General features: G+C 60.5%; 24 protein-coding genes. 6 read left to right on the top strand and 18 right to left on the bottom strand.

Annotation, left to right across the window (positions count from 1 at the left end):
• Positions 1-10: 10 nt before the first annotated feature.
• Entirely contained in the window at positions 11-1,000 is a 990-nt protein-coding gene (locus ABD884_RS10350; protein ID WP_345044781.1) for an NYN domain-containing protein, read from the bottom strand.
• Positions 1,001-1,278: 278 nt separating this feature from the next.
• Here ABD884_RS10350 and ABD884_RS10345 point away from each other — a divergent pair, with 278 nt between their 5' ends.
• Positions 1,279-1,848, top strand: coding sequence for a hypothetical protein (locus tag ABD884_RS10345; protein WP_345044778.1), 570 nt, complete (start codon positions 1,279-1,281; stop codon positions 1,846-1,848).
• A gap of 180 nt (positions 1,849-2,028) precedes the next feature.
• On the opposite strand, the gene ABD884_RS10340 is transcribed toward ABD884_RS10345, so the two are convergent.
• From ABD884_RS10340 to ABD884_RS10285, 12 genes are all read right to left on the bottom strand, one after another.
• The gene (locus ABD884_RS10340) at positions 2,029-3,696 is read right to left on the bottom strand and encodes an esterase/lipase family protein (protein ID WP_345044773.1); all 1,668 of its coding nucleotides are present in this window, start codon (positions 3,694-3,696) and stop codon (positions 2,029-2,031) included.
• Positions 3,693-4,151: a hypothetical protein gene (locus tag ABD884_RS10335; protein WP_345044768.1), complete on the bottom strand. Its 459-nt coding sequence runs from the start codon at positions 4,149-4,151 to the stop codon at positions 3,693-3,695. Before ABD884_RS10335 ends, ABD884_RS10340 begins: the two co-directional genes overlap by 4 nt.
• A 54-nt stretch (positions 4,152-4,205) precedes the next feature.
• Complete coding sequence (locus ABD884_RS10330) at positions 4,206-4,988, bottom strand: hypothetical protein (protein ID WP_345044763.1); 783 nt, start codon at positions 4,986-4,988, stop codon at positions 4,206-4,208.
• 30 nt (positions 4,989-5,018) lie between these two features.
• Positions 5,019-5,192, bottom strand: coding sequence for a hypothetical protein (locus tag ABD884_RS10325; RefSeq protein WP_345044759.1), 174 nt, complete (start codon positions 5,190-5,192; stop codon positions 5,019-5,021).
• Between the two features lie 16 nt (positions 5,193-5,208).
• Entirely contained in the window at positions 5,209-5,952 is a 744-nt protein-coding gene (locus ABD884_RS10320; RefSeq protein WP_345044756.1) for a hypothetical protein, read from the bottom strand.
• A gap of 12 nt (positions 5,953-5,964) precedes the next feature.
• Entirely contained in the window at positions 5,965-6,231 is a 267-nt protein-coding gene (locus ABD884_RS10315) for a hypothetical protein (RefSeq protein ID WP_345044753.1), read from the bottom strand.
• 188 nt (positions 6,232-6,419) lie between these two features.
• Positions 6,420-7,418: a hypothetical protein gene (locus tag ABD884_RS10310; RefSeq protein ID WP_345044749.1), complete on the bottom strand. Its 999-nt coding sequence runs from the start codon at positions 7,416-7,418 to the stop codon at positions 6,420-6,422.
• Positions 7,415-8,614, bottom strand: coding sequence for a sensor histidine kinase (locus ABD884_RS10305; RefSeq protein WP_345044746.1), 1,200 nt, complete (start codon positions 8,612-8,614; stop codon positions 7,415-7,417). Before ABD884_RS10305 ends, ABD884_RS10310 begins: the two co-directional genes overlap by 4 nt.
• Positions 8,611-9,312, bottom strand: a complete 702-nt coding sequence (locus tag ABD884_RS10300) for a sigma factor-like helix-turn-helix DNA-binding protein (protein ID WP_345044740.1) — start codon at positions 9,310-9,312, stop codon at positions 8,611-8,613. The genes ABD884_RS10305 and ABD884_RS10300 overlap by 4 nt, the downstream gene beginning before the upstream one ends.
• A gap of 190 nt (positions 9,313-9,502) precedes the next feature.
• Complete coding sequence (locus tag ABD884_RS10295) at positions 9,503-11,035, bottom strand: esterase/lipase family protein (protein WP_345044735.1); 1,533 nt, start codon at positions 11,033-11,035, stop codon at positions 9,503-9,505.
• On the bottom strand, positions 10,999-11,406 hold the full coding sequence (locus tag ABD884_RS10290; RefSeq protein WP_345044731.1) for a hypothetical protein: 408 nt from the start codon (positions 11,404-11,406) through the stop codon (positions 10,999-11,001). Before ABD884_RS10290 ends, ABD884_RS10295 begins: the two co-directional genes overlap by 37 nt.
• An 18-nt stretch (positions 11,407-11,424) precedes the next feature.
• Positions 11,425-11,691 (bottom strand): hypothetical protein, encoded by a 267-nt coding sequence (locus ABD884_RS10285; RefSeq protein WP_345044726.1) that lies wholly within the window; start codon positions 11,689-11,691, stop codon positions 11,425-11,427.
• On the opposite strand from ABD884_RS10285, the gene ABD884_RS10280 reads away from it, so the two are divergent.
• From ABD884_RS10280 to ABD884_RS10270, 3 genes are all read left to right on the top strand, one after another.
• A complete protein-coding gene (locus tag ABD884_RS10280; RefSeq protein WP_345044723.1) occupies positions 11,690-11,914 on the top strand; it encodes a hypothetical protein in 225 nt (74 codons plus the stop codon). The genes ABD884_RS10285 and ABD884_RS10280 overlap by 2 nt on opposite strands.
• Before the next feature lie 463 nt (positions 11,915-12,377).
• Positions 12,378-13,571 (top strand): hypothetical protein, encoded by a 1,194-nt coding sequence (locus ABD884_RS10275; protein ID WP_345044709.1) that lies wholly within the window; start codon positions 12,378-12,380, stop codon positions 13,569-13,571.
• A gap of 146 nt (positions 13,572-13,717) precedes the next feature.
• Positions 13,718-13,936 (top strand): hypothetical protein, encoded by a 219-nt coding sequence (locus ABD884_RS10270; RefSeq protein ID WP_345044701.1) that lies wholly within the window; start codon positions 13,718-13,720, stop codon positions 13,934-13,936.
• A 107-nt stretch (positions 13,937-14,043) separates the two neighbouring features.
• Here ABD884_RS10270 and ABD884_RS10265 read toward each other — a convergent pair whose 3' ends face one another.
• From ABD884_RS10265 to ABD884_RS10255, 3 genes are all read right to left on the bottom strand, one after another.
• On the bottom strand, positions 14,044-14,364 hold the full coding sequence (locus tag ABD884_RS10265) for a hypothetical protein (protein WP_345044697.1): 321 nt from the start codon (positions 14,362-14,364) through the stop codon (positions 14,044-14,046).
• 150 nt (positions 14,365-14,514) lie between these two features.
• Positions 14,515-15,426: a hypothetical protein gene (locus ABD884_RS10260; RefSeq protein ID WP_345044694.1), complete on the bottom strand. Its 912-nt coding sequence runs from the start codon at positions 15,424-15,426 to the stop codon at positions 14,515-14,517.
• 223 nt (positions 15,427-15,649) lie between these two features.
• Positions 15,650-16,351 (bottom strand): hypothetical protein, encoded by a 702-nt coding sequence (locus ABD884_RS10255; RefSeq protein WP_345044689.1) that lies wholly within the window; start codon positions 16,349-16,351, stop codon positions 15,650-15,652.
• 11 nt (positions 16,352-16,362) lie between these two features.
• Here ABD884_RS10255 and ABD884_RS10250 point away from each other — a divergent pair, with 11 nt between their 5' ends.
• Complete coding sequence (locus ABD884_RS10250) at positions 16,363-17,151, top strand: N-acetyltransferase (protein WP_345044686.1); 789 nt, start codon at positions 16,363-16,365, stop codon at positions 17,149-17,151.
• A gap of 101 nt (positions 17,152-17,252) precedes the next feature.
• On the opposite strand, the gene ABD884_RS10245 is transcribed toward ABD884_RS10250, so the two are convergent.
• Positions 17,253-17,663: a hypothetical protein gene (locus ABD884_RS10245; RefSeq protein ID WP_345044683.1), complete on the bottom strand. Its 411-nt coding sequence runs from the start codon at positions 17,661-17,663 to the stop codon at positions 17,253-17,255.
• A gap of 245 nt (positions 17,664-17,908) precedes the next feature.
• Here ABD884_RS10245 and ABD884_RS10240 point away from each other — a divergent pair, with 245 nt between their 5' ends.
• On the top strand, positions 17,909-18,523 hold the full coding sequence (locus ABD884_RS10240) for a hypothetical protein (protein ID WP_345044680.1): 615 nt from the start codon (positions 17,909-17,911) through the stop codon (positions 18,521-18,523).
• Between the two features lie 191 nt (positions 18,524-18,714).
• On the opposite strand, the gene ABD884_RS10235 is transcribed toward ABD884_RS10240, so the two are convergent.
• Entirely contained in the window at positions 18,715-19,176 is a 462-nt protein-coding gene (locus ABD884_RS10235; RefSeq protein WP_345044675.1) for a DUF805 domain-containing protein, read from the bottom strand.
• Between the last annotated feature and the right edge of the window lie 34 nt (positions 19,177-19,210).

The following is a 19,210-nucleotide window of genomic DNA, read 5'->3' as shown; positions in this document are numbered from 1 at the left end:
GCCAATGGACTCAGATGAGCGCGTCCAGCTTTTCCCAGAACGCCAGGCGCAGAGCTTTGCGGACTCCTTGCAGGTCGGTCTTGTATTCGCCGATCCGCTGGGCGCAGTCTTTCAGGAGTACCCGGTCGATCTCTACGGGAAGGATTGGCCTGTCAGCGAGCAGCTCGTTCAGCTCACCTTGGGATACCGAGCCGTACCAGCTGGCGGCGACGCTTTCGCCGACTTCCTGTGCCACGTCCATGGGGCTGTCTTCGTGGACAAAGGTGGCGCCTGCGCCTCCGGAGCTGTACACCAGATGCGCCTCCACCGGATGTGGTCGCTGGAGAGCATGTTGCGGACGCGCTGGCGGCCCCGGCTTTGCCACCGATGCAGCCGGCCTCGGAACAGGGCGCGGCATCGGATGTCCTGCGAGGGAGGGGGCCCCGGGAATTGGCCGCGGGGCTTCCTGGACGATTTTCGTGAAGCACTCGTCGATCAACTCCGCTGGAAGGGTAATGATGCTGTCCACCCGCAGGGCCAGATGCTCGGCGACCGACATCACTCCGAGGCGGTGCGCCGAGTCGGCGACCCCTACCAGGACGACCTTCATCCCCAGGTCCTGGGCTTCCTTGACGGCTTCGGCCAGGTCGTCATCGCCGGAGACAAGGTAGGCAACCGAGGCTGCCCGGTTGCGGGCCACCCCGACCAGATCCAGGCCCAGCTTCAGGTCAACGCCCTTCTGCTCGCCGTTGAAGGAGATCCGTCCGAGCCTGACCTTGACGCCGGGCAGGAGTCCTATCTGTTTGTGCTGATCGGTGAACAACGCGTCCTTGGAGGCGTCATACCAATACGTACGCAGCACATCCAGCCCGGAATGTTCCTCCGTGCACTTCACGATCCCCTGGATCAGCTTCTCGAAGTCGACGCGAAAAGCTGACCGGAGGGAGGTCCCCGCAATCTGTGTCCCGCCTACGGCCAGAAGGAAACCTGCATCGACGAAGATAGCGCGCTGGGACACCATGGTCCCGATGATACCCGCCGGTTCGTCCAGCTCTCAGCTGCTTCACCGTTTCGTGCATGCCTGTTCCCCGCATTCGGCTCAGAGTTATCGTGACCGGGTTGTGGTGCGAATAAGGAGGTATTCATCCTTCCCGTCGAGACGCTTTGTCAGTTGTTGCTTATCGATGTGGCAAACACGACGACTTCGGTCGGTGCTTTTGAATATGGCTCGTCCTCCGACCCGAAGGGCCTGCGGCACCATCGCCCCCGCGGTAGGCTGGCGGCCATGGGGGCTAAGGCGTGACGGGGAGCGGTGGGCCGGAGGGCCGTCCGGCGTGTGTTGACCCGGACTGGCTGTGCGCCGTTGCGCTGTGGGTGTGCGGATACAGCACGGTCGCTCAGCTGACGGAGGCGTCCTTGGCCTGGCTTCCAACGGCCCCGGACTCGGACGCGCTGTATCACCTCGCCGATGATGCACTTTCTGGAGCAACCCGCTGCGAGGATGTGCTGGCCTGGGTTGATGGGGTCTTCACAGTCTGCGGCCTCCCGAAGCCGTCACCACTGGATTTTCGCTGGATCACCACCCGCAGGATGGTTCAACGGGAGTGGGCTCCGGACGACACTGTGGACCTCATCCGCTTCTTGTCTTCACTCGCGTTCACGGCGGACATGGACGGCGACGCCGAGGTCTGGAATCTGCTTTCCCGGTACCGGTACTACGACTTCGCGATGGACGACGACGTGGAACTGGACATGGCCCAGATACTTGACGGCTTCCGCTCCGACACCCGGCCAGCACTGCTCCGGCTGTTCACCCGGCACTTCGAAGCAATTCCGGATGCCGGGTGGGTGCTCGACGTTTTTCAGTAAGGAACCGGCGGTATAGCCCGTGCATGGATGTTCCTAGGCGATCATCGAGATCAGGAGTACGGTTCGGTGGCTTACTTCAGGCGCGCCGGCCATCGGCCCCGCGTCAGATCGACGAGAAGCAGAGCGCCATGTCAAACGTCCGGCCAGGCCTGGTCGAGCAGGCAGGCGATGCTTGCATTTCTAGCCGTAGGCCCGGACAACTTCGACCTCAGAAGGTACCTGACCTGTTTGCCCGTAGGACACTTGGTACTGGCCTGAAGCCGCCTTGCCGTCCCAGAGCCTGGCATCCACGGACCCGACGGTATTGAGGGGTTTCGACCATACGAAGCCGGCAACACCGCCTCCTTGGCCCTCGCAGAAGTAGCCGACGTCGCGCCCGGGCGGTGGACCGGGGGCGGCGAAGCCCTGAAACCGTGTGCAGTTGGTCCCGTTCGCCAAGTCGAGGAAAACGGGGAGGAACGCGGAATTGGCTCCACTGGTCGGCGCCTGATCGCTCCGGATCATGCCGTGCAGGACCATCCATTTTGTAGGAGTTCCGCCCGTACAGGCATAGTCCGAGGTTGATCCGGGTTTGGCAAAGCAGATGGCATGAGAGCCACCAGGCCCTTTTTCTGTTGAACACGAGTAGACATCGTGGCGATCCGAGGAGTCCGTCTGGCTACAGTAGCCCGAAAATACATCCGGTGTACCACTGAACGTGAACTGCGTGGCTCCCGTCGGGCCATCAGGACTTGACCAAGGGTCGAGCTTCACAATTTCGGTCTGGCGGGCGTTTGCCATTATTTTTACGTACTTCGCGGCCAAAGCGTCAGCTTGTCTGTTGGTCGGGAGGTTGCCGTGCGCACACGGGGGGCCCGCGATACCAATAGCAGCAGCCCATTCTGCGCCGCGGATCCCCGCCTTTCCGGCAACAAGTTGGTCGAGTGCACCGTAGTCCGTCCACATGTGAAGGCCGATTGCGAACGGGCCGAATTGATTCATTACGGTGTAGTTGATGTAGCTGGTGCTGATCTGGCACGTGACCATGTCCATCCCGATGAGCGATCCGTTCGGCACGGTGCCCGCCGCCGAGCCGAGATAGCCCCACGCTGAATCAAGCCGGACGATTCCGTCCCCGACAACTGCATCCGCAGACGGGAACGGCTGGAGATCAAAGAGTTTTATTTGGACGGTCATCTGTCCGCCGATTGTGGCGATCTTCTGCCCAGCTGTCAGGTACGGCACCGTGGCACAGTCAGATGGCCTTGGCCAGGCGAGACACTTCGATGCGGCGGTGTCAGGTTTTGGTAGGGGCAGCGACTTGAACTGGATGTTTCGCTGCTCCCATTCCGAGGCTGTCGCGTAGTTGCCCGAGAATGGTGACCCTTGATGCGGTGTGCCTAGCGTGACGAGGCCGGCGAGATCGCCTTCGCTATGCGTGGAAGCGAGAATCCCGGAAGCGGCCCTGACGGCGATGCCGCCCATTGAATGTGCAACGGCCACGGCCTTGCCGACACCCTTACCAGCACGGGAAGCAGTTGCTGCCTCTTGAATGTACACAGCAAGACACCCTGCGATTGTCGAATCGGCACCCCACGTGGTGTTCAGCTTCGAGTAGTCGAAGGCGAACACCTTGTAGCCGCTCCCGAGGGCCCTAGACAGGTCTTCCGCGGCGTCGGCAGAACCGTCGGCACTTCCGAGCCACCCGTGCACGTACACCACAGGTACCTCGGACAGCGAAGCCGGGATTTTGTTCGGCTGCGGTTGGCAATTCAGCTGAGTGTCCGCTGAGGCCGGGAGGGAAGTCACAGACAGAATCAAGCCGAGAACTAGTGCCACGGACACTAGGACGGCGGTTAGGGTCCTCACTGCTCGGCCTCCCCATAAACGATAACGAGGACGCCCGTCGAATTTCTCATCAGTCCCACATGCCATATCTTTCCTGCTTTATCTTGTGCAGTGACATCCCAGCCGCCCCCGACAGCTTTCATGGACTTTTGGTCCAGCTGGATATGAAGGTCTTCAAGTTGTTGGGAGAAATTGCTGGCCAATGCGGTCCCCGGGGAGGCCCCAATCAATGGAGCCACCAGATCATTCGATCCAGATGAGAGTGCCGTCTGGACGCTTTCCAGCTCCGCTGCACTGGGAGGTGAAGTGGAAGGACTCGCCGAAGCCGAAGGTTGCTCCGACGGAGAAGCGCCATCGGAATGCTGGACGGTAGGCATGGCTGGGAGCATAATCGCAGCAACGATGGCTGCTGCGATCAGCACAGCCACCGCAGAAAGCGCCCAGATCCGTCGATGTCTCCGAGGGTCAGCAGTCATGTCCAATGGTTTCCTTAGCCAATCAGGATTGCTTGAGGTCTAGCAACAGTACAGTCACAGGGCATCGAGCATTGCCTTCGCGGCATCAATGAGCTTCTGAACATCTGCATGGGTCAGGCCGAGTGTTGCGACCCTAACTACGACATTCCGTGATTTGAACTCGACATTTTGCTCCTCCGATTTGGTCCCGTCTGGGTACGCGGCGGCCCCCGTGGTCTTTGAATGCATCTCGACTGATTCGACCCAAGAGATTGTTCCTGGACCGAACGTACCTTGAGGGTCGGGATTCGTCGTGAACTTGGAGCCGTTGATGTCTGTGTATCCAGCGCAGCCGCGAATGTGCGAGTCGATGACCTCCAAATGGGATGTAGCGGCAGCGGTGCTAGGAAAGGCACGTGCAGCTTCCTGGAGGTAGCTCCCGCCAAGTATGTTTCCCGACTCCAGCGTCATGCTACCGCCTTCGACGGACCACACCGCTGAATTCCAGTCGTTGTCCGATTTGTTTTCAGAGCCGTCCAGTGGGGCGTCACGATTGAAAAGGCAGATAGGTGCGGCGTCGGGAGAGTACGACTTCGTGAGATCGGCAATGTAGCCAACGGTGTTGCTTCTCGGTTTGTCCAGCTGTCCGCCGATAGCTTGCAGTGCGGCTTGATCCTTTTGATCCAGAAGGATCGAAGGGAGCTGGTCCTGACCAATCGAGCTCGCGAGGGTGTGACTCGACAGGGCCGAGGCAGCCGGTGGGGAGGCAGGGGTTGCCTGCGATGCCGCGACGCAACTTGACAGTGCAAGCGCGGCACCGGCAATGAGCGTGGCAAGCATCAGGGAATACTTGGGCATGGTTCCTCCAATGTGAGCACCAGGGGCGCGTTAGCCTCTGTTCGCAGGCATCTTTCTTCCAACGACGATTCCGACGAAGCCGGCGATGTACATCGGAATCATCCATGCCAGATCGCTGGGGTAGTACCCGAGGACGGACATTTTGAAGGCGGCAATAAAGAATAGGATGACGCCGAGCGCGGTGATGATCGTCTTGTTATTCACTGTGAGACCTCCATGATTAGTTGCGGTTTTCCGGTTCTTGGGGCGCATTCTTCGAGGGCGCCGCCGGCGGGGCGAACTGTGCCGCCGAGCCGGCAGGCCAGCTCGTCGGGAATTCATATTTGCCCATCGTGCCTTTCTCCTGGATGACACGACCCGCTGCCAGTAGTCGCTCGAAAGCTTCGGCTTCTTCGCTATCAAACGGGTCGGTGTCAGCTTTGCGATATGCGACTGTTCGCTCCATCAGCTCGTGGGCCAGCGCGGCGCTGTCGGTGGTTTTGTCCAGGGTCAGCTGCAGGTACATTTGGGCGCCCTCTGACTGGTAGACAAACCGAAGTGCCTCCATGCCCAGAAATCCTTCCTTGCGCTGGAACAGGATCTGTCGCAGCCAGGCGTATCGGAGGTGCCCGGTGAGGGCTTTGCCGCGACGGCGGTTAGCGGCCAGGATCTTGCTTCCGGCGTTCAGGACAAGGGCGGCGCCTCCCCCGATCCAGCCGCCGCCCTTGTCGTATTTCTCGCAGATCATGGCGAACCGCGACTCGGTTACGTAGCAGTCGATCCGGACGTCCTCCACGGAGGCGATCTTGCGGAACTGGCTGCGGTTGTTGTCATAGAGGTGCACCGAAGCGGCCGAGGCATGAATGGGGCCGATGATGTCCCCGTCGAGCCCGTCCCAGACCAGATTCAAGTCCTCCGTGATGCTCGGGTAGGCGAAAGATTCCGGCTCTCCCGGCTCCGTGACGGTCAAGGGGCTGTAGACCACGAGATGCTCCGATCAGTTCTTGGTGAAGGGGTTGGCTCGGACGTTCGGGTCCTTTGAAGGCGGGGGTCCGGTCGTCGCGGACATCCGCGGCAGGACACCGATAAGAAAAGCAACGTCTGCGGCAATGCCAAGAACCCCCATCAGGCCGATGATGGCCAGCAGCATCAGCCAGAATGATCGATTGCGGTCCGCAGCGAGCCACGCGGAGCTCGGGCGGGTGAACGCGTAGGCAAACACTGCGGCATTCACGATGTAGCTAATGACTACTAAGGCGGTCAAAATCGCCCTCCCCCTCTTTTCAGCCGTAGGCCAGAAGCAATCGCCGCCAGCCAATGAGATCCAGCCAGGTTCAGGTGCGGGGCTGTGATCCTGATGGATGCTATCGGCGCAGTCAGCCAGCACTGAAGCGTTTTGGTGACAAGTCGCCCGGTTTGTCCTCAAAAGGGGGTACAACCCGTCCCTCTAGGTCAGGCGTCGTCTTTTCCATCCCGAAGCTCCACCAGCATCGGTTCGTCGTGCTCATCGGGGTCGGAGGCGAGGATAGTAACTGCGGCCCTCCCGCCCTGGGGGCGGAGGCGGGCGGTGACGGTACCGCTTCGTGCCTGGTTGAGAATGCTGACGACCCGCTCCGAAACGGCGGCGAGCATGCGGGGCGTCATATCCTGGCGACGGTCATCGAGCAGCTGGACCACAACTCCGCGTTCCCTGGCCCGCCGTGCAGCTGCGACAACTTCCGATGTGGCCAGAACACGGCCGCGGATTTCGTCGCGGAGCTGAGCTTCGACCAGGCGAAGCTCCTGCCTGTCGATGTCTGAGAGTTCATGGCCGGGGTCGGCTACCTTGGTCAGCGCCGGAACGGTGATCTCGCGGACGTGCGCAATCCATTGAGTGCGAGCCAGGTTGAGGGCGCGTTCGGAAGCGTACCAGTCAGCGGCCGTACGCGCGTCGCCACCGTACTGGGCCACCTTGTCGTCGTTTGTGCGAAGCAGGTGACCGATCCCGGTGGCGATCGTCAACCACCCCACCGTGGCGATGCTCAACATAAGTCCGCCGACAAGGCCAATGGTTGTGCCGGCTGCCCATTGAGCGAGAAGTGCCACGGAACAGGCTGCCCCCAGCCAGGAGATCGCCACACGGTCCCGCAGGTTGACGACAACCATCAGCGTATAGGTGGCCGCACCGTGCCATGACGCGTATCCGGGCCAGGTGTTCGTGGGCAAAACACTGTCGACGAGGATGGTCATCGCCACGACGGCAGCCACCGCGAACAACGCCCGCCAACGCTGAAGGCGCCCAGGTCCCGGGAGGAGCACCAGGACTGTTGCAGCCAGGTAGATGGCCATCGCCGTCAACGATTGCCACGTTGACGAAACCATGTCCAATGACAAAAGGCCAAGGATAACGTGCAGGACCGCGAAGACAGAGCACAGGATTGTCATGACCGTCATCGAAATCGCGCGGATCATGCCGCCGCTCCCGTCCAGGCAAGGCGGACTTCGGTCCCCGCACCCAGGGACGAGATGACGTCGGCCGTTCCGCCGACCGAATCCAGACGGCCCTTGATGGACACCTTGATTCCGAGCCTCCGGTCCGAGACTAGTTCCGGGTTGAAGCCGGTGCCGTTGTCTTTGATGGTGACGGCGACCCGGGCGTTGTCCCCGGACTTGTGCCCGGTAACCCGCACCTCGCACCGGGTCGCCGCGGAGTGGCGCGCCGCGTTGTGGACCGCCTCCGTGGTCGCTTCGAACACTGCCCTGACGATCATTCCGGGGAGCCGAAGGTCTGGGGAGTCGTGGCTGACGACGACCTCTGGATCTTCGACGCCGTCGTCGACAGTGAACCTGATGCGGGCGGCGAGTTCGGCGACGGTTGCCGGTGCTGCCTCGGTGGCCTCGCCGTCCTGCCGGTCGAGTCGTTCAAGGGCACTGCCAGCCAACTCAGCGCTTGCTTGGCGCTCCCGAGGCGAGGCTGACTGGGCGCCGGTGATGAGGACCGTCATGACGCTGTCGTGAAGGAGCGCGTCAAGCCTGAGACGTTCGTTGCTGATGGCCGTCTCCTCGGCGGCCTCGCGGTATTGAACAATGGCGTCCTCGGACGCAGTGTCGACCCGTTGCGCTGCGTGGCGGAGAATCCCGATGGTGACGCAGATAATCAGGCCCATGACCGTCGCGAAGGCTGCATCTTCCAATGCGACCGGCAACGACGCCGAAGCGGCTTGGGGCATGGTCCTGATAACAGCGAAGGCTCCTCCGATGAAGATCGTGTAAGCACAGCCGGAAATCGTCCCGAAAGCGAACGTGCACCATGCGGCGCCGACGTTAATCATTGCCCACAGCCAGGGTGTTCCAATGGTAGCTGGAACGCTCGTGGGCACCGCTACCGGCCACAGAAGCAGGCCGATCAAGACCAGTGACGATAGGACAGCTGCGGACAAGGTAAGCCCGCGCCCGCGGACCGAGGCCCCCACGAACACGACCAGAATGCCAAGGAAGGTCCACAAAAAGACGACCTCCCACCAATCCGCGGTCCACTGCATCTGGTTGAGGATCTGGCCGAATGTCTGAAGGAGGAGCAGCAGAGCGAAGGCGGAAATACCCCGGCCTATCAGCTTGTGGGTGGCCCGGGCAGAGAGACTAGTTGGGGCGGCCACGAATGCTTTCACTGCCCATCGTCCTTCCGGAACCAAGAAGCCCGTTTTCGCTTTGGCTCCGGCGGGGCGATGATCCCGTCCTCGACAGCACGAATAAACAAGTCGACCTTGGTGCCGGCGGGACGTCCTGCATCAACATACTTCTTGCGGATCCGGTCAATGTTCTCCTTTGCGGTGCTCACAGCGATGCCCATCCGACGTGCCACTTGTCCTTGGCTATACCCGGTGGCATACAGCGCCAGGCACTCTCGCTCCCGCTCGGAAAGATTGGCGTCGACGAAGTCCGCGTCCACCTCGATGGCGGAGGCGAAGAAAATATCGTCGATCGTTTCGCCGGCCGCCACCCGGCGGAGCTTGGTAATAGTTTCGACTACCTTGTCCGTTTTGAGAGAGACGCCCAGCGCGCCGTTCGCCACAGCCTCCTGAATGTGGGCTGGGTTAGTCCCGGACGTGAACGCCAACACGTTGTACCCTGCAGTGATCAACCTTGCTGTGTTCTCACCTGGGCGGGAGCCGTCGGCCAACTGCAGGTCCAGGGCGACGACATCGCAAATGGCCCGGCCGGCTTTCAGGAAGGCGTCGACCGTCGGGGCTTTGCCCCCAAAGATTACCCCCAGTGGTTTTCCTTCACGGTGAATGCCGAGCTCCAGACCATCCATAACGGTGTCGTGGTCGTCAATGACACATGCACGGACTGGTGCGACATTCATGCGATACCCCCATCGTGGTCACCGGCCGCCGGTGAACAGCATCAGTTTCCACGGCGGCAGAGGATGTTCCAAGTGTGACTTGCAAGAATGACGAATCTGTCAAAAGGATTACGGGCAACATCTGTGTCGCAGGGTAGGACAGACCGCTGCCCCGGCCGTCCAACCCGCGTGCGACGCCTGCCCGAGCCGATCAGCCGGTGTCGATCCGTCCCACGCGTGCATCACCTGAATGCGTATCACAAAACAGGGTTGCGGAGTACTGGCCGAGTTTGATCGCCGCGGGGCTCCGGTCCGTCCAGTTGTGGTCTCTCGCAACCTGGACGATGACGGCGTTCTTTTCGGTTGACGTCATCTTCAAGTACACCGAACAGAGCGTCTGGGCGCCCTCGTTGGCTCCGGACTGCGCGGCAGCCGGAGGAGGTGAAGGTGGCTGTGGCGGTTGGTTCACCTCAGGGATCGGCGTATTTTGGGCTGACGCCTTGATGGCGGCCACCGCGACGTTGGTCCCATTGATGGTCTGCAGAAGGTTCCCGTGAAAGCACGGATTCGTTGGACCGGTCAGAACGCCGAGGCTAAGCGCTCCGTTCTTCAGTGTTCCAGCATCCGCTGGGGTAGCCTCCACGCGAGTATCCGACTTGTCAAACACGGCATTCAGGGAAAACCCGCAGGTCTCGTCCTTGGTAGTGGTGGCGAAGGCTGACGCTGACGAGTTGGTGACGATGAAGTCCCCGTCATTGAATCCCCCGCTGATGTCGCCGGCTCCGAACAAGGAGAGGCCGCGCAGCATGATCGATCCCTGGACAGCCGTCACCGGAATATTTGCCGGCCATGGTGCTAACGCAGCGAGCTCGGGCGACCCGACGTGCATTGCCCGTGCGGCGTCAGAGTCAAAACCAGCAGCCCAATTCGGGACGTTCGAACACGGCGGACTCAGATTAGTTGTGCTTTGCGTTATTTCCCGACCACAAACCTGGGTGAAGAGCCAAACCGCGATTGCAGCTTCGCCAACCACGCCCTTGATGTTCGTTGCACCGTTCAGAGCATTGCTTGCGACCGTTGCGACGGCGGAGCCAGTGTTTGGTGTCCCGAAAGTTGCGACAGCTGACACGCGATTTGCAATCGTCGTCCCGGATAGAGTCTGCGCCAAGGCGTAACGGGTGGCCAACCCTCCCATCGAGTGGGCGATGATTTCGGCTTTTGTCCCGTAATGGTCGGTCAGGCATTTGATCGCCGAGGCAAGCCGCGGACCGATATTACTGTCGGTGACCCATCGGTCGGCGTACTGGCTGTAGTCGAAGTCGTAGACCGCGAGGCCTGGAATCGTCTGTAACTGTCCCGTGATGGAGTAAGGCAAACGGACTCCGTTCCCGCCGTCACCCCCGTCCGCGAAAAGGTCGAGAGGCTGGGTGAAGTTGTCGGTTTTTCCGTTCCAGCCGTGGACCAGGATCACCGGCACGGATCTTCTCCCGGGAATCGGTGTCGGAGTGATCGCCTTCCCGGAGCTGTCCTTCTCATTCGCCTTGGCGGGTGACACATCGGGACTACAGACCTCGTCCGGAAACGCATTAGCTTGGGCCGCTAGAGGGACAGGAAGTCGGCTGGCAGCGGAAGCAGGATCAGCCGGCAAGGCTGTGATGAACGAACAGACCACCACGACGGCGGTCAAGGTCCTGGCTGCCAAACGCATCATTTCTGCACCGGCAATGTAGCAAGAACTTTCCATTTTCCGTCTTCAAGAACCATCATGGCCGCGTACACCTCCTTGGTCTTATCCGGCCTCGTGATGGCCACTTGGACGAGGCCTTGATTGTCAACCGTTTGTGACCATGTGTCCTGCACAATGGTCGTGGTGGTTCCCGGAGGGAAGGCGGCCGCGATACTTCCGCGAACCGGGCTCTGCGCCGAAACATAATCGGCCGGATCAGCCGGCAGGCTTTGAACCGCTTCGGCCACCGGCGCTGGGACAGGTCCGCTGGTAGCACGGGGGACACTCTGTCCTTGCGCGGGTTGGAGAATGAAGAAACCAAGGGCGCCGCCGGCCACTGCCAGGATGATGAGAACCACGACAAGGAACCGGCGGCCGCTTCTGGACATCAGCTGCTGCCCTTCGTCTTAGCTTCCAGACATTTCGCTGAGCTTAGTGTCAGGGCTCTTCACTTCACAGAAACCCTTTGCAGTCAGCTTGTACGCGGAGACCTTGAGCGGGCTGGGCTTGCTGTCACCCTTGTCCTTGAGGATCTGGGTGATGGTTTCGGTCTGCTTGCTGGAATCGGATGCGCGGAAATCCTTGCACGTGGTGTTCCCCCCGGATGCTCCGCAACCGGTAAGGGCGGAAAGCAGGACGAGTCCGGCGGCAGCAACGCTAATGAGCTTTTTCATGGTAGTTCTCCCTGGGTGCGATGAGAGGGCGTTCACGCCGGAATGCCCTCTGGGTGAAGGTGCGGCGGGGACCCCAGCGGCAAGGATCATCTGGATGAGAAACCTCCCATGGCGGCCCCCGAATTCCGCCGGGGCGGCAAGCCCGATGCTTCCTGTCCCCCGGATGGATCTGGCTGACGGTTCGACCGCTACCCGATCCACACTGGATGCTAAAGCTGACTGACAATCGTAAAAAGCGATTTGAGGCTTTGACGCTCGTCATGTCCTCAGAAAGGGGTACACGCCGGACGATTGTGACGCGGACGAGAATTATCCGCCGTGCTGGAAGAATCGACAGACAATGCCGCTGGGCTCCTGCCCACGCAAAACGTCCCCATTTCAGATGACAAATGGATTGTGAAGGGGAAGAAGGAACAGTGAGCGGTTTCCGACGTCAGTAGTCTCGACCGCAGCCCCTCTTTACGAAAGCAGGGGAGATGGAGGACAAAATGGCTCAGATCAAGCCGCTACGTTTCGGTCCCAGCAGAGACGGCCAAGGCTTCTTTATAGGCAAAAGGACGATAGTCGCCATCAGCGCATTCGCTCTGGTCACTCCGCTAGTTGTTACAGGTTGTTCCTCAAGCTCATCTTCATCAGTAGGCGCGGTGGACTCCTCGCCGTCAGGCGATTTGACCTCAGGTGTCCCCATGTCGACCACCGCCCCGACCCCTGAGGTCATGCACGGTGCTGGGTGGACGCCATCGGTCACGCTTAGTGAGTCCCTGCCCAAGAAATGGCTGGGTGGTGCGGGGTGGGTGATCCCGCCGGACACATCTGGCCCAGCCGCAAACTCGGTCTACAGCATGAAGACAACCATTGGGGTATTGAGTTATAGCTCGGCTAACACGGACGCAGCATTTACCACTTATGACAAAAACGGTGTAGTCATCGCAAAGTCACCAGCCCCTGTGGAACTGTCATCCAATGGGCTGGCAGCACCCTACATTGCAGTCGCTTCCAGCGGTGGAAAGTCCTACCTGATAGTCGTACAGAGCGGAACTTTCGTGCCTGATCCGACAAGCACGAAAAGTGCCGGCAAGGGCGCAGTACTGACATCCTTCGACGTCGCGACAGGAAAGCTTGTCACGCACGCTGTAATAGATAACAACCAGCCCATCAATTCCACCGGCAATCAAGCGTTGTTCACTTACGGACAGAGCGGTGACCAAAGCATGGACACAGCGACTCACAACATCTTCAACCCGGAGACGGGAAAAACCGACACCGTCACGGATGCCAAATGGCTAGGGCGCTTTGACGGGGTAGACGTCACAGCCCCGAAGAAGGACTTCTACAACAACTATGGTCCTATTGTCGGCCAGGGATGGACTGTCGAAACCGCAGCCATCGGTGACACCGACGGAGGCCTTCCGTCAGCTGGCAAGTATCTCAATCTCAGGATTCTGGAGCCCAACGGCAACACCAACACGTGCGAAACCATCGACGTCCACACCGGGAAACCAATTTCTATCGAGCCCCAACTCAATAAATTGTGCATGTACCCCGTGGGTGCCAACCTTGCGCCGTACTTTGGAGTACTCGAGTACGAGAACGGCTACGGCGCCAACGTCACCTTCGCAAACCCGGAGACTGGGAAGGTGGTCCAGATCGATGCAAGTGACACGTTCAAAGCTGGTTTCATTGGGGCCGACGGAATCGTTTATGGCATGAGTAGTGCCGTGCAAGGCACGTCAACACCGGCGTACCTTGACTTGAATGACGGCACGCCAAAGACCCTCGGTGACACGACAACTCTCGGACCCATCGCCGTATCAGGGGACGGCACCGCGGTTTTCCAGACCGCGGAAGGACTGGCCTTCATCAACCCAGTAGGCCAGTAGCCCGGGGCTATTCGCTGGAAGTTGGGGCTCACCGTCGCAACCCTGCGCCCTTTCTCCAAAACGCTCTTGAGGTATCGAAGTTTCCCAAACCGGCGATCAATTGAACTCCACTTGCAATCGCAATCGCCACAACAAACGAGGACGCCATGGACGCCGTCCTCAGCCTCAAAGTCAACGCCCACATGGTCGGTGCACGCTCCATGGAGAAAACCTGCAACGGGCTCGAGCAAAGCATCCTCCACGGCGATATGCGAGGAGCCGCACACAACGCCGTCGCCCTTCCCTGCGACATCGACACCCTCAAGACCGCCATGTCCGAGTTCCTTTACGACAGGTTCGGCGACGGAACCACCGCGGACAACTAGACGCGAACCAACCAGCAACAGCGACTGAAACTGGCGCTTAGCACTTTCACAACTGACTAGCTTCCTCCGACCTAGCTTGTACGAAGCCTTTCCAAGAGATTGAATCTCTACGTATTTCGGACGTCAGGGCCGGTGCGCTGAACGACGTCCGTGGTCCGCCGGATCCTTCTCAGTGCGATGGGAGTAACCGCGACGAAAAGGATCAAGGTGATGACGTACAGCACCTTCGCGAGGACCCAGTCCGTCCACATCAGGTTTCCCAGGAAGAACAGAACGTAAGCAGGCAGCAGGCGCAGTGAGAACCGTTGGACGACAAGACCCTGCCGGGCGGCAGCGAGCACCACGGTCACCTCTTCGGGATGGACCGTCTCCCGGCCCTTGATCTGATTCGCGACCCGCCTCCGCTGCGTGCGGGACAGCTGAGTCATCACAAAACTCTGGCCGATGGGCAGACGGAACCGGAGCCTCGCCACGCGGCTCAGGTATCTCAAACTCGGCCAACATTCCGTCGAGAGCCCGGGTCACCGGGTGCAAAGGTCGGACGAATCGACACGGGCTAAGCAGCACCACCCAGGTCCCTAAGCTACAGGATTGCCCGCCGCGTGGTCCTTAGGGAAAGGGGAATCTGGTGCGCCGATGCTCGTCCACGGCGGAAGGTCTTTAAGGGCCACACCCAGAAACTCCGCCGCGAGCCGCGCGGCGTGCACACTCTTCCGCCGGCCGATCAGCGCTAGGACGGCAATGACGGAGCCTTGAATAATTGCAGGAACCACCCAGACCGGTTTTCCAAGGGATACCCCCACGAGGCAGAAAATCAATGCCGGGAGCCCGCCGCCGGCAGTGAGGAGTGCCGCGGACGTGTACTTCCGGGCGTCCGCGCGCATGTTCCCGGCGGCGGCGCCGAATCTGTTGACTAGTCGGGCACGGGTTGATTTCGCCCTGATCAGTTCCAGGTTTGTCTCATTGACCCTTCTGGCCGTCGCGGCCGCCTCGGCTGCGTCTTGCCGGGACATCCTGTCCGCATGGGGGTACAGGGCGCGGGAAGCGACCCAGCGTTGGGTGAGCTCCGACTGTGCAAGCTTCGGTTCCCCGGCGGCCCTGACTTGCACGCCGGAGTGTGGGTCGAGTTGAAGGAGCGTCCTGTAGTACATGCCGTACTTGGAGAAGCTCTGTAGGGTCGTGTAGCCGTGCCGGTACTCCCTGCGGGCCTTGTAGGTGGAGGCCGCACCCGACACGGCCGCCGTGAGTCCCGCGAGCAGGAGCATGCAATAAAAAGCGACGGCGAGGTTGGTAACACCGGCGCCATGGCTGCTTGCGATCGCAAACCCAACCATGAGGATCCCTGCGCCTATAAACGTCAGGAAACTTGTTATGGAGACCCGCTGCCAGGCTGCGGCGCTGAAACCGTGGAGCATGGGGTGCCGGACCGTCGGCTCCCATGGCACGGTCGGGATCACGCCGCCGCCCTGGTCCTTAATGGTGTGAAGCACGTGTATCTCCAAAAGCGACCAGGTTCCCGACGATCAAGGAAACGGCCCGCATCTGCCACTTCCCCGCCTGCGGCCTGACAGGCAGCGTGTCCGATTGGCTACGTAGAACCGACCTCACCTCGGCCATTCAAACCCTCCCCACGGGCAATCGGACGCGTCGCCGTCAATGGACGCCATGCTACACAGAAACTGCCCAATCCTTGCTTGACCAGCCAGAAATCGACTAGAGGCAGTGAATGTCAGCCAACCGCATGCCGTCACCTTTGCCTGTGGTGTCGTCTAGTTTCACGATGGCGTCCTTACCTTGAGCCAGCGGGGCGGTGATGCTGTTGGCCAGGCCCAGCGACGAGGAACCGTACTCAATGCTGGCCGCTACGTACAGCCCTCCAGGGCATCCTGCCGCCGCCATGGTCGTGACGTGCACGACGGAGCATTTCAGATAGCCGCAGCTGTACTCGGTCTTTGGCGCGTACTGGTAGTAAAACGGTCCGGAGAACCGAGTCCATCCCTGGGCTTCCATCTGGGTGCGGATCGATTCGGACGTGCCGGCCTGTTGGGCAGCCTGGTCGGCTGCCTGGGAGGCATTGAAAGAAGCAGCGTCGCTGCGCTGCTTGTCGTACAGCTTGGTGTTGTCGGCCTGGACCTTTGCCCAGAACGCGTCCGAGTCTTCCTTTTTCTTCTTTGCCGCAGCATCCGCGGATGCCTGCGCAGCCGCCTGTGCATCTGCAGCCTGGGCCGCCGGAAGACCCGTACTGAACCACCAAGCCGCCCCGGACCCGACCGCCAGAACCAAGACCAGGGCGAGAATAAGGATGACGCGCTTCCTCTTGCGAACTACCAACTGAAGGTTGTTCGGCGCAGACTCGCCTTGATGATCCGTCATCGTGCTTCCCCAATATTCAACGGTGGCCGCAGTTCGGCCCATCCCACAACATAGTGTCACGCCAACCGCCCAAAGCGACCTCGTGGCCGCCGTCGTTACGCCAACGCGTCGCCGAGGCTGTTCTACTCGCCTCCCGTAGAATTCGTCTGAACCGCAGCGACGCACTTTCCGAGGAGCCTGCCATGCCAGTAATTGACCCGCAGTATCTGTCGTTCAAGTACGAGCTCGAGTACCGGGGCGCGCCTGGCATCGGCCATGATCCGGAGGACTACCCCCTCGAATGGAAGGTGGGCATCACCGCGGCGATCTTCGACGACGAATTCAGCGACCCGGACGAAGACGTCGAGGTCGGCGAAGCGTACGTCACCGTGATTCCCGATGCAGGGGAGATCGAGCTGTTCCTCACCCTCGACGCCGTGGACCAGGACCTGGCCAATCTTGCCGAAATGCTGATGAACGAAGGCTCTGGACTGATGGGCGAGGCCGGGTTCTTTGACGGCGACGGCGGGGACCTGATGTATGTCGAGAATATCTTCATCAAACCCGAGTTCCGCGGCACCAGGCTCGGGCACTCAATCATGGATGCCATCCTTCGCACGATCGGCCGCTCCTGCCCGATGGTCATTCTGCAGGCCGCCCCGGTCCTCGAAGAGGGCGACTTCGAAGGCAGCCCGGAACATATGGCTGCCAAGGCTGCGCTTAGCAAATACTGGCGGCGTTACGGTTTCGTTCCGGTAGCGAAGGACTACATGGTTTTCGGCGAAGCCTTCATCCCTGAGCCGGACTCGGTGCAGTTCGGGGGCCTGACCCTGGTGCAGCCCGAAACCGGGTTCCCAAGCTAGCCCGAGTTGGAGGCTGCCGGACAATACTTGGCAAATCGCGCCACGGCGGTATCTGTCCACCTAGGATGGGTCGATCCTACTTTCGTCGGTTACCGCTGCTCTCAGGTCATCGGAAATACTTTGAACGCATCCTTTGACCGGCTTACGCCCCAGAGCAAGACGGACCCGTCAGGCCTTCGGACGGCAATGGATCGCTGGACGCTCAGGATGTCCACGTCCTGCGGGTAGTCGTACTCGGTGTGGGCTGTGAACTCTTCTGCGAATCTGCGGTTGATGATGGGGGCAAGCACCTTCCACTGCCGTTTCTCATACGTGGGCAACCCGAAGGAGAGAGCCATCGCGATTCCAGCGAGGATGAACACGGGCCATTTGGGAATTTCTGCTGTGCTGAACAGGATGACACCCATCAGGACCCAGAACAGGAGGAAGAAAATACTCGAGATGATCCTGGCGGCCCGGAATTTCCTCGCTTCGGGAAAAGCAACGGTGAAGGCCGTGCGACCAACATCCATGACGTTCCCCCGATCCGAGCTGCAAAGTGCGGTCAAAGTAATCGAAACTGCTCATAGTCTGCCACTCCTCCGTCAACCGGGTAGAGGCGGGGCCGCAACGTTCCGCGGTGGATCCCTGGTTCGGACCAATTCAGCGTTGCGCCAACTGCCCGGGAGTGGGACGTCCTATACATTGATGCGAAGAGATGACCAACGGTCATAACCGCCACACAGCATGTGGCAGAAAAGCCTAGAAAGGGCCTGCCGTGTCAAGCATTCCACCACCGCCCCATAATCCTGTGCCCCCTCCTGGCTGGTACTTCCATCCGGAAAGCGGCGCAAAGAAATGGTGGACCGGCAGCCACTGGCTCGATGCAAGGCCGAAGAACCCGAAGACGGTCCCCCTTGCCGTGTTCATCGTCGTGACGGTGGTGGCCTTCGTCGTCGGGATCATGGCCGGCAGCGGTGGAAGTTCATCAGAACTTGCCGCAGCCAAATCGAGAATCAGTCAGCTGGAGGCTCAACCAACTGCGAACGCCCCTCAAAATGTGTCCGGAACGCCAACGGCGGGTCCCACAGCGTTATCAACTCCCATTCCCGCGGCAGTAACGCTTTCCGGAGACGGCCAAATGACGTCAAAAAAGGTCGCTCTCAAAGGCGACTACTCCGTCAGCTGGAAGACACTCGGCTCCTGCTACTACAGCGCCACCCTAAAAAGTGGAGCCGACAGCCTGAGCGACCCCGAGGCTTTCACTGCCAATCATGAGGCTTCGGGAACGAACAACGTCTATGGCCTCAAAGCCGCCGATTACTACCTAGACGTCATCACGGGTCCCACACCCAGTTGCGGTTGGACCGTTACTATGACGCCGGTCCCGTAGGAGACGGTCACAGCGTCCCGCCGAGGCCAGGATGGGCCTCGGTAAGCCCGGCCGCATGCATGCTGACATTTGGCGCGGGCCATCGCGGCTGCGATGCTCCTGCCCAGGGGAGGAGGTGGACCAAGACTCGGTAACGCCAAAGGCCACCAGCACGATGCCGGTGGCCTTTAGTGTGAATGATTCCCCTGGCCCTAGGCGGGAACGTCGAAACGCTGGCCTTCCGGCTTGGACGGCAGAATCATGAAAATCAGCAGTGCCAGGCCCCCGAGGAACGGAACAAGGCCTAGGAGGATCATCCACCCACTGAAGTTCACATCGTGCAGGCGCCGGACCACCAGGGCAAGGGAGGGAATCAGGGTGGCCAGGCCCCAGATGCCCAGGAGGATGTAGCCGATGACCGCGCCGGGACCCGGGACCATGGCGCCGGAGTCGTTGACGGTGGCGCCTGCGGAGATGATGATGTTCAGAATGATGGCCACGGCGCCGGAGATCAGGGCCCACCACCAGTATTCGCTGCGGCTGGCCCGGCCGGTGAAGGTGGCGTACTTCTTGAAGAACCGGCGTGCGGCCTCACCGATGGACGCACCGTAATACGGGTACCAAAGCGGGACGGCATTACCGGCCGGGACGGTCTGTTGCTGCTGGTGCGACAATGGAACTCCTTCATAGAACGAGTGATGAGGCTTA

The organism is Arthrobacter methylotrophus (assembly GCF_039539965.1).
GTDB classification, from domain to species: Bacteria; Actinomycetota; Actinomycetes; order Actinomycetales; family Micrococcaceae; genus Arthrobacter; species Arthrobacter methylotrophus.
Note: the sequence above shows the minus strand (reverse complement) of the source record. Positions and strands in the feature narration are given on the sequence as shown.

What these genes read in the sequence shown, in the direction of transcription:
- ABD884_RS10350 (WP_345044781.1), bottom strand. Translation starts at nt 1,000, where the DNA reads ATGGTGTCCCAGCGCGCTATCTTCGTCGATGCAGGTTTCCTTCTGGCC.
- ABD884_RS10335 (WP_345044768.1), bottom strand. Translation starts at nt 4,151, where the DNA reads ATGACTGCTGACCCTCGGAGACATCGACGGATCTGGGCGCTTTCTGCG.
- ABD884_RS10330 (WP_345044763.1), bottom strand. Translation starts at nt 4,988, where the DNA reads ATGCCCAAGTATTCCCTGATGCTTGCCACGCTCATTGCCGGTGCCGCG.
- ABD884_RS10310 (WP_345044749.1), bottom strand. Translation starts at nt 7,418, where the DNA reads ATGATCCGCGCGATTTCGATGACGGTCATGACAATCCTGTGCTCTGTC.
- ABD884_RS10300 (WP_345044740.1), bottom strand. Translation starts at nt 9,312, where the DNA reads ATGAATGTCGCACCAGTCCGTGCATGTGTCATTGACGACCACGACACC.
- ABD884_RS10295 (WP_345044735.1), bottom strand. Translation starts at nt 11,035, where the DNA reads ATGGAAAGTTCTTGCTACATTGCCGGTGCAGAAATGATGCGTTTGGCA.
- ABD884_RS10290 (WP_345044731.1), bottom strand. Translation starts at nt 11,406, where the DNA reads ATGTCCAGAAGCGGCCGCCGGTTCCTTGTCGTGGTTCTCATCATCCTG.
- ABD884_RS10280 (WP_345044723.1), top strand. Translation starts at nt 11,690, where the DNA reads ATGGTAGTTCTCCCTGGGTGCGATGAGAGGGCGTTCACGCCGGAATGC.
- ABD884_RS10285 (WP_345044726.1), bottom strand. Translation starts at nt 11,691, where the DNA reads ATGAAAAAGCTCATTAGCGTTGCTGCCGCCGGACTCGTCCTGCTTTCC.
- ABD884_RS10275 (WP_345044709.1), top strand. Translation starts at nt 12,378, where the DNA reads ATGTCGACCACCGCCCCGACCCCTGAGGTCATGCACGGTGCTGGGTGG.
- ABD884_RS10270 (WP_345044701.1), top strand. Translation starts at nt 13,718, where the DNA reads ATGGACGCCGTCCTCAGCCTCAAAGTCAACGCCCACATGGTCGGTGCA.
- ABD884_RS10265 (WP_345044697.1), bottom strand. Translation starts at nt 14,364, where the DNA reads ATGACTCAGCTGTCCCGCACGCAGCGGAGGCGGGTCGCGAATCAGATC.
- ABD884_RS10255 (WP_345044689.1), bottom strand. Translation starts at nt 16,351, where the DNA reads ATGGGCCGAACTGCGGCCACCGTTGAATATTGGGGAAGCACGATGACG.
- ABD884_RS10245 (WP_345044683.1), bottom strand. Translation starts at nt 17,663, where the DNA reads ATGGATGTTGGTCGCACGGCCTTCACCGTTGCTTTTCCCGAAGCGAGG.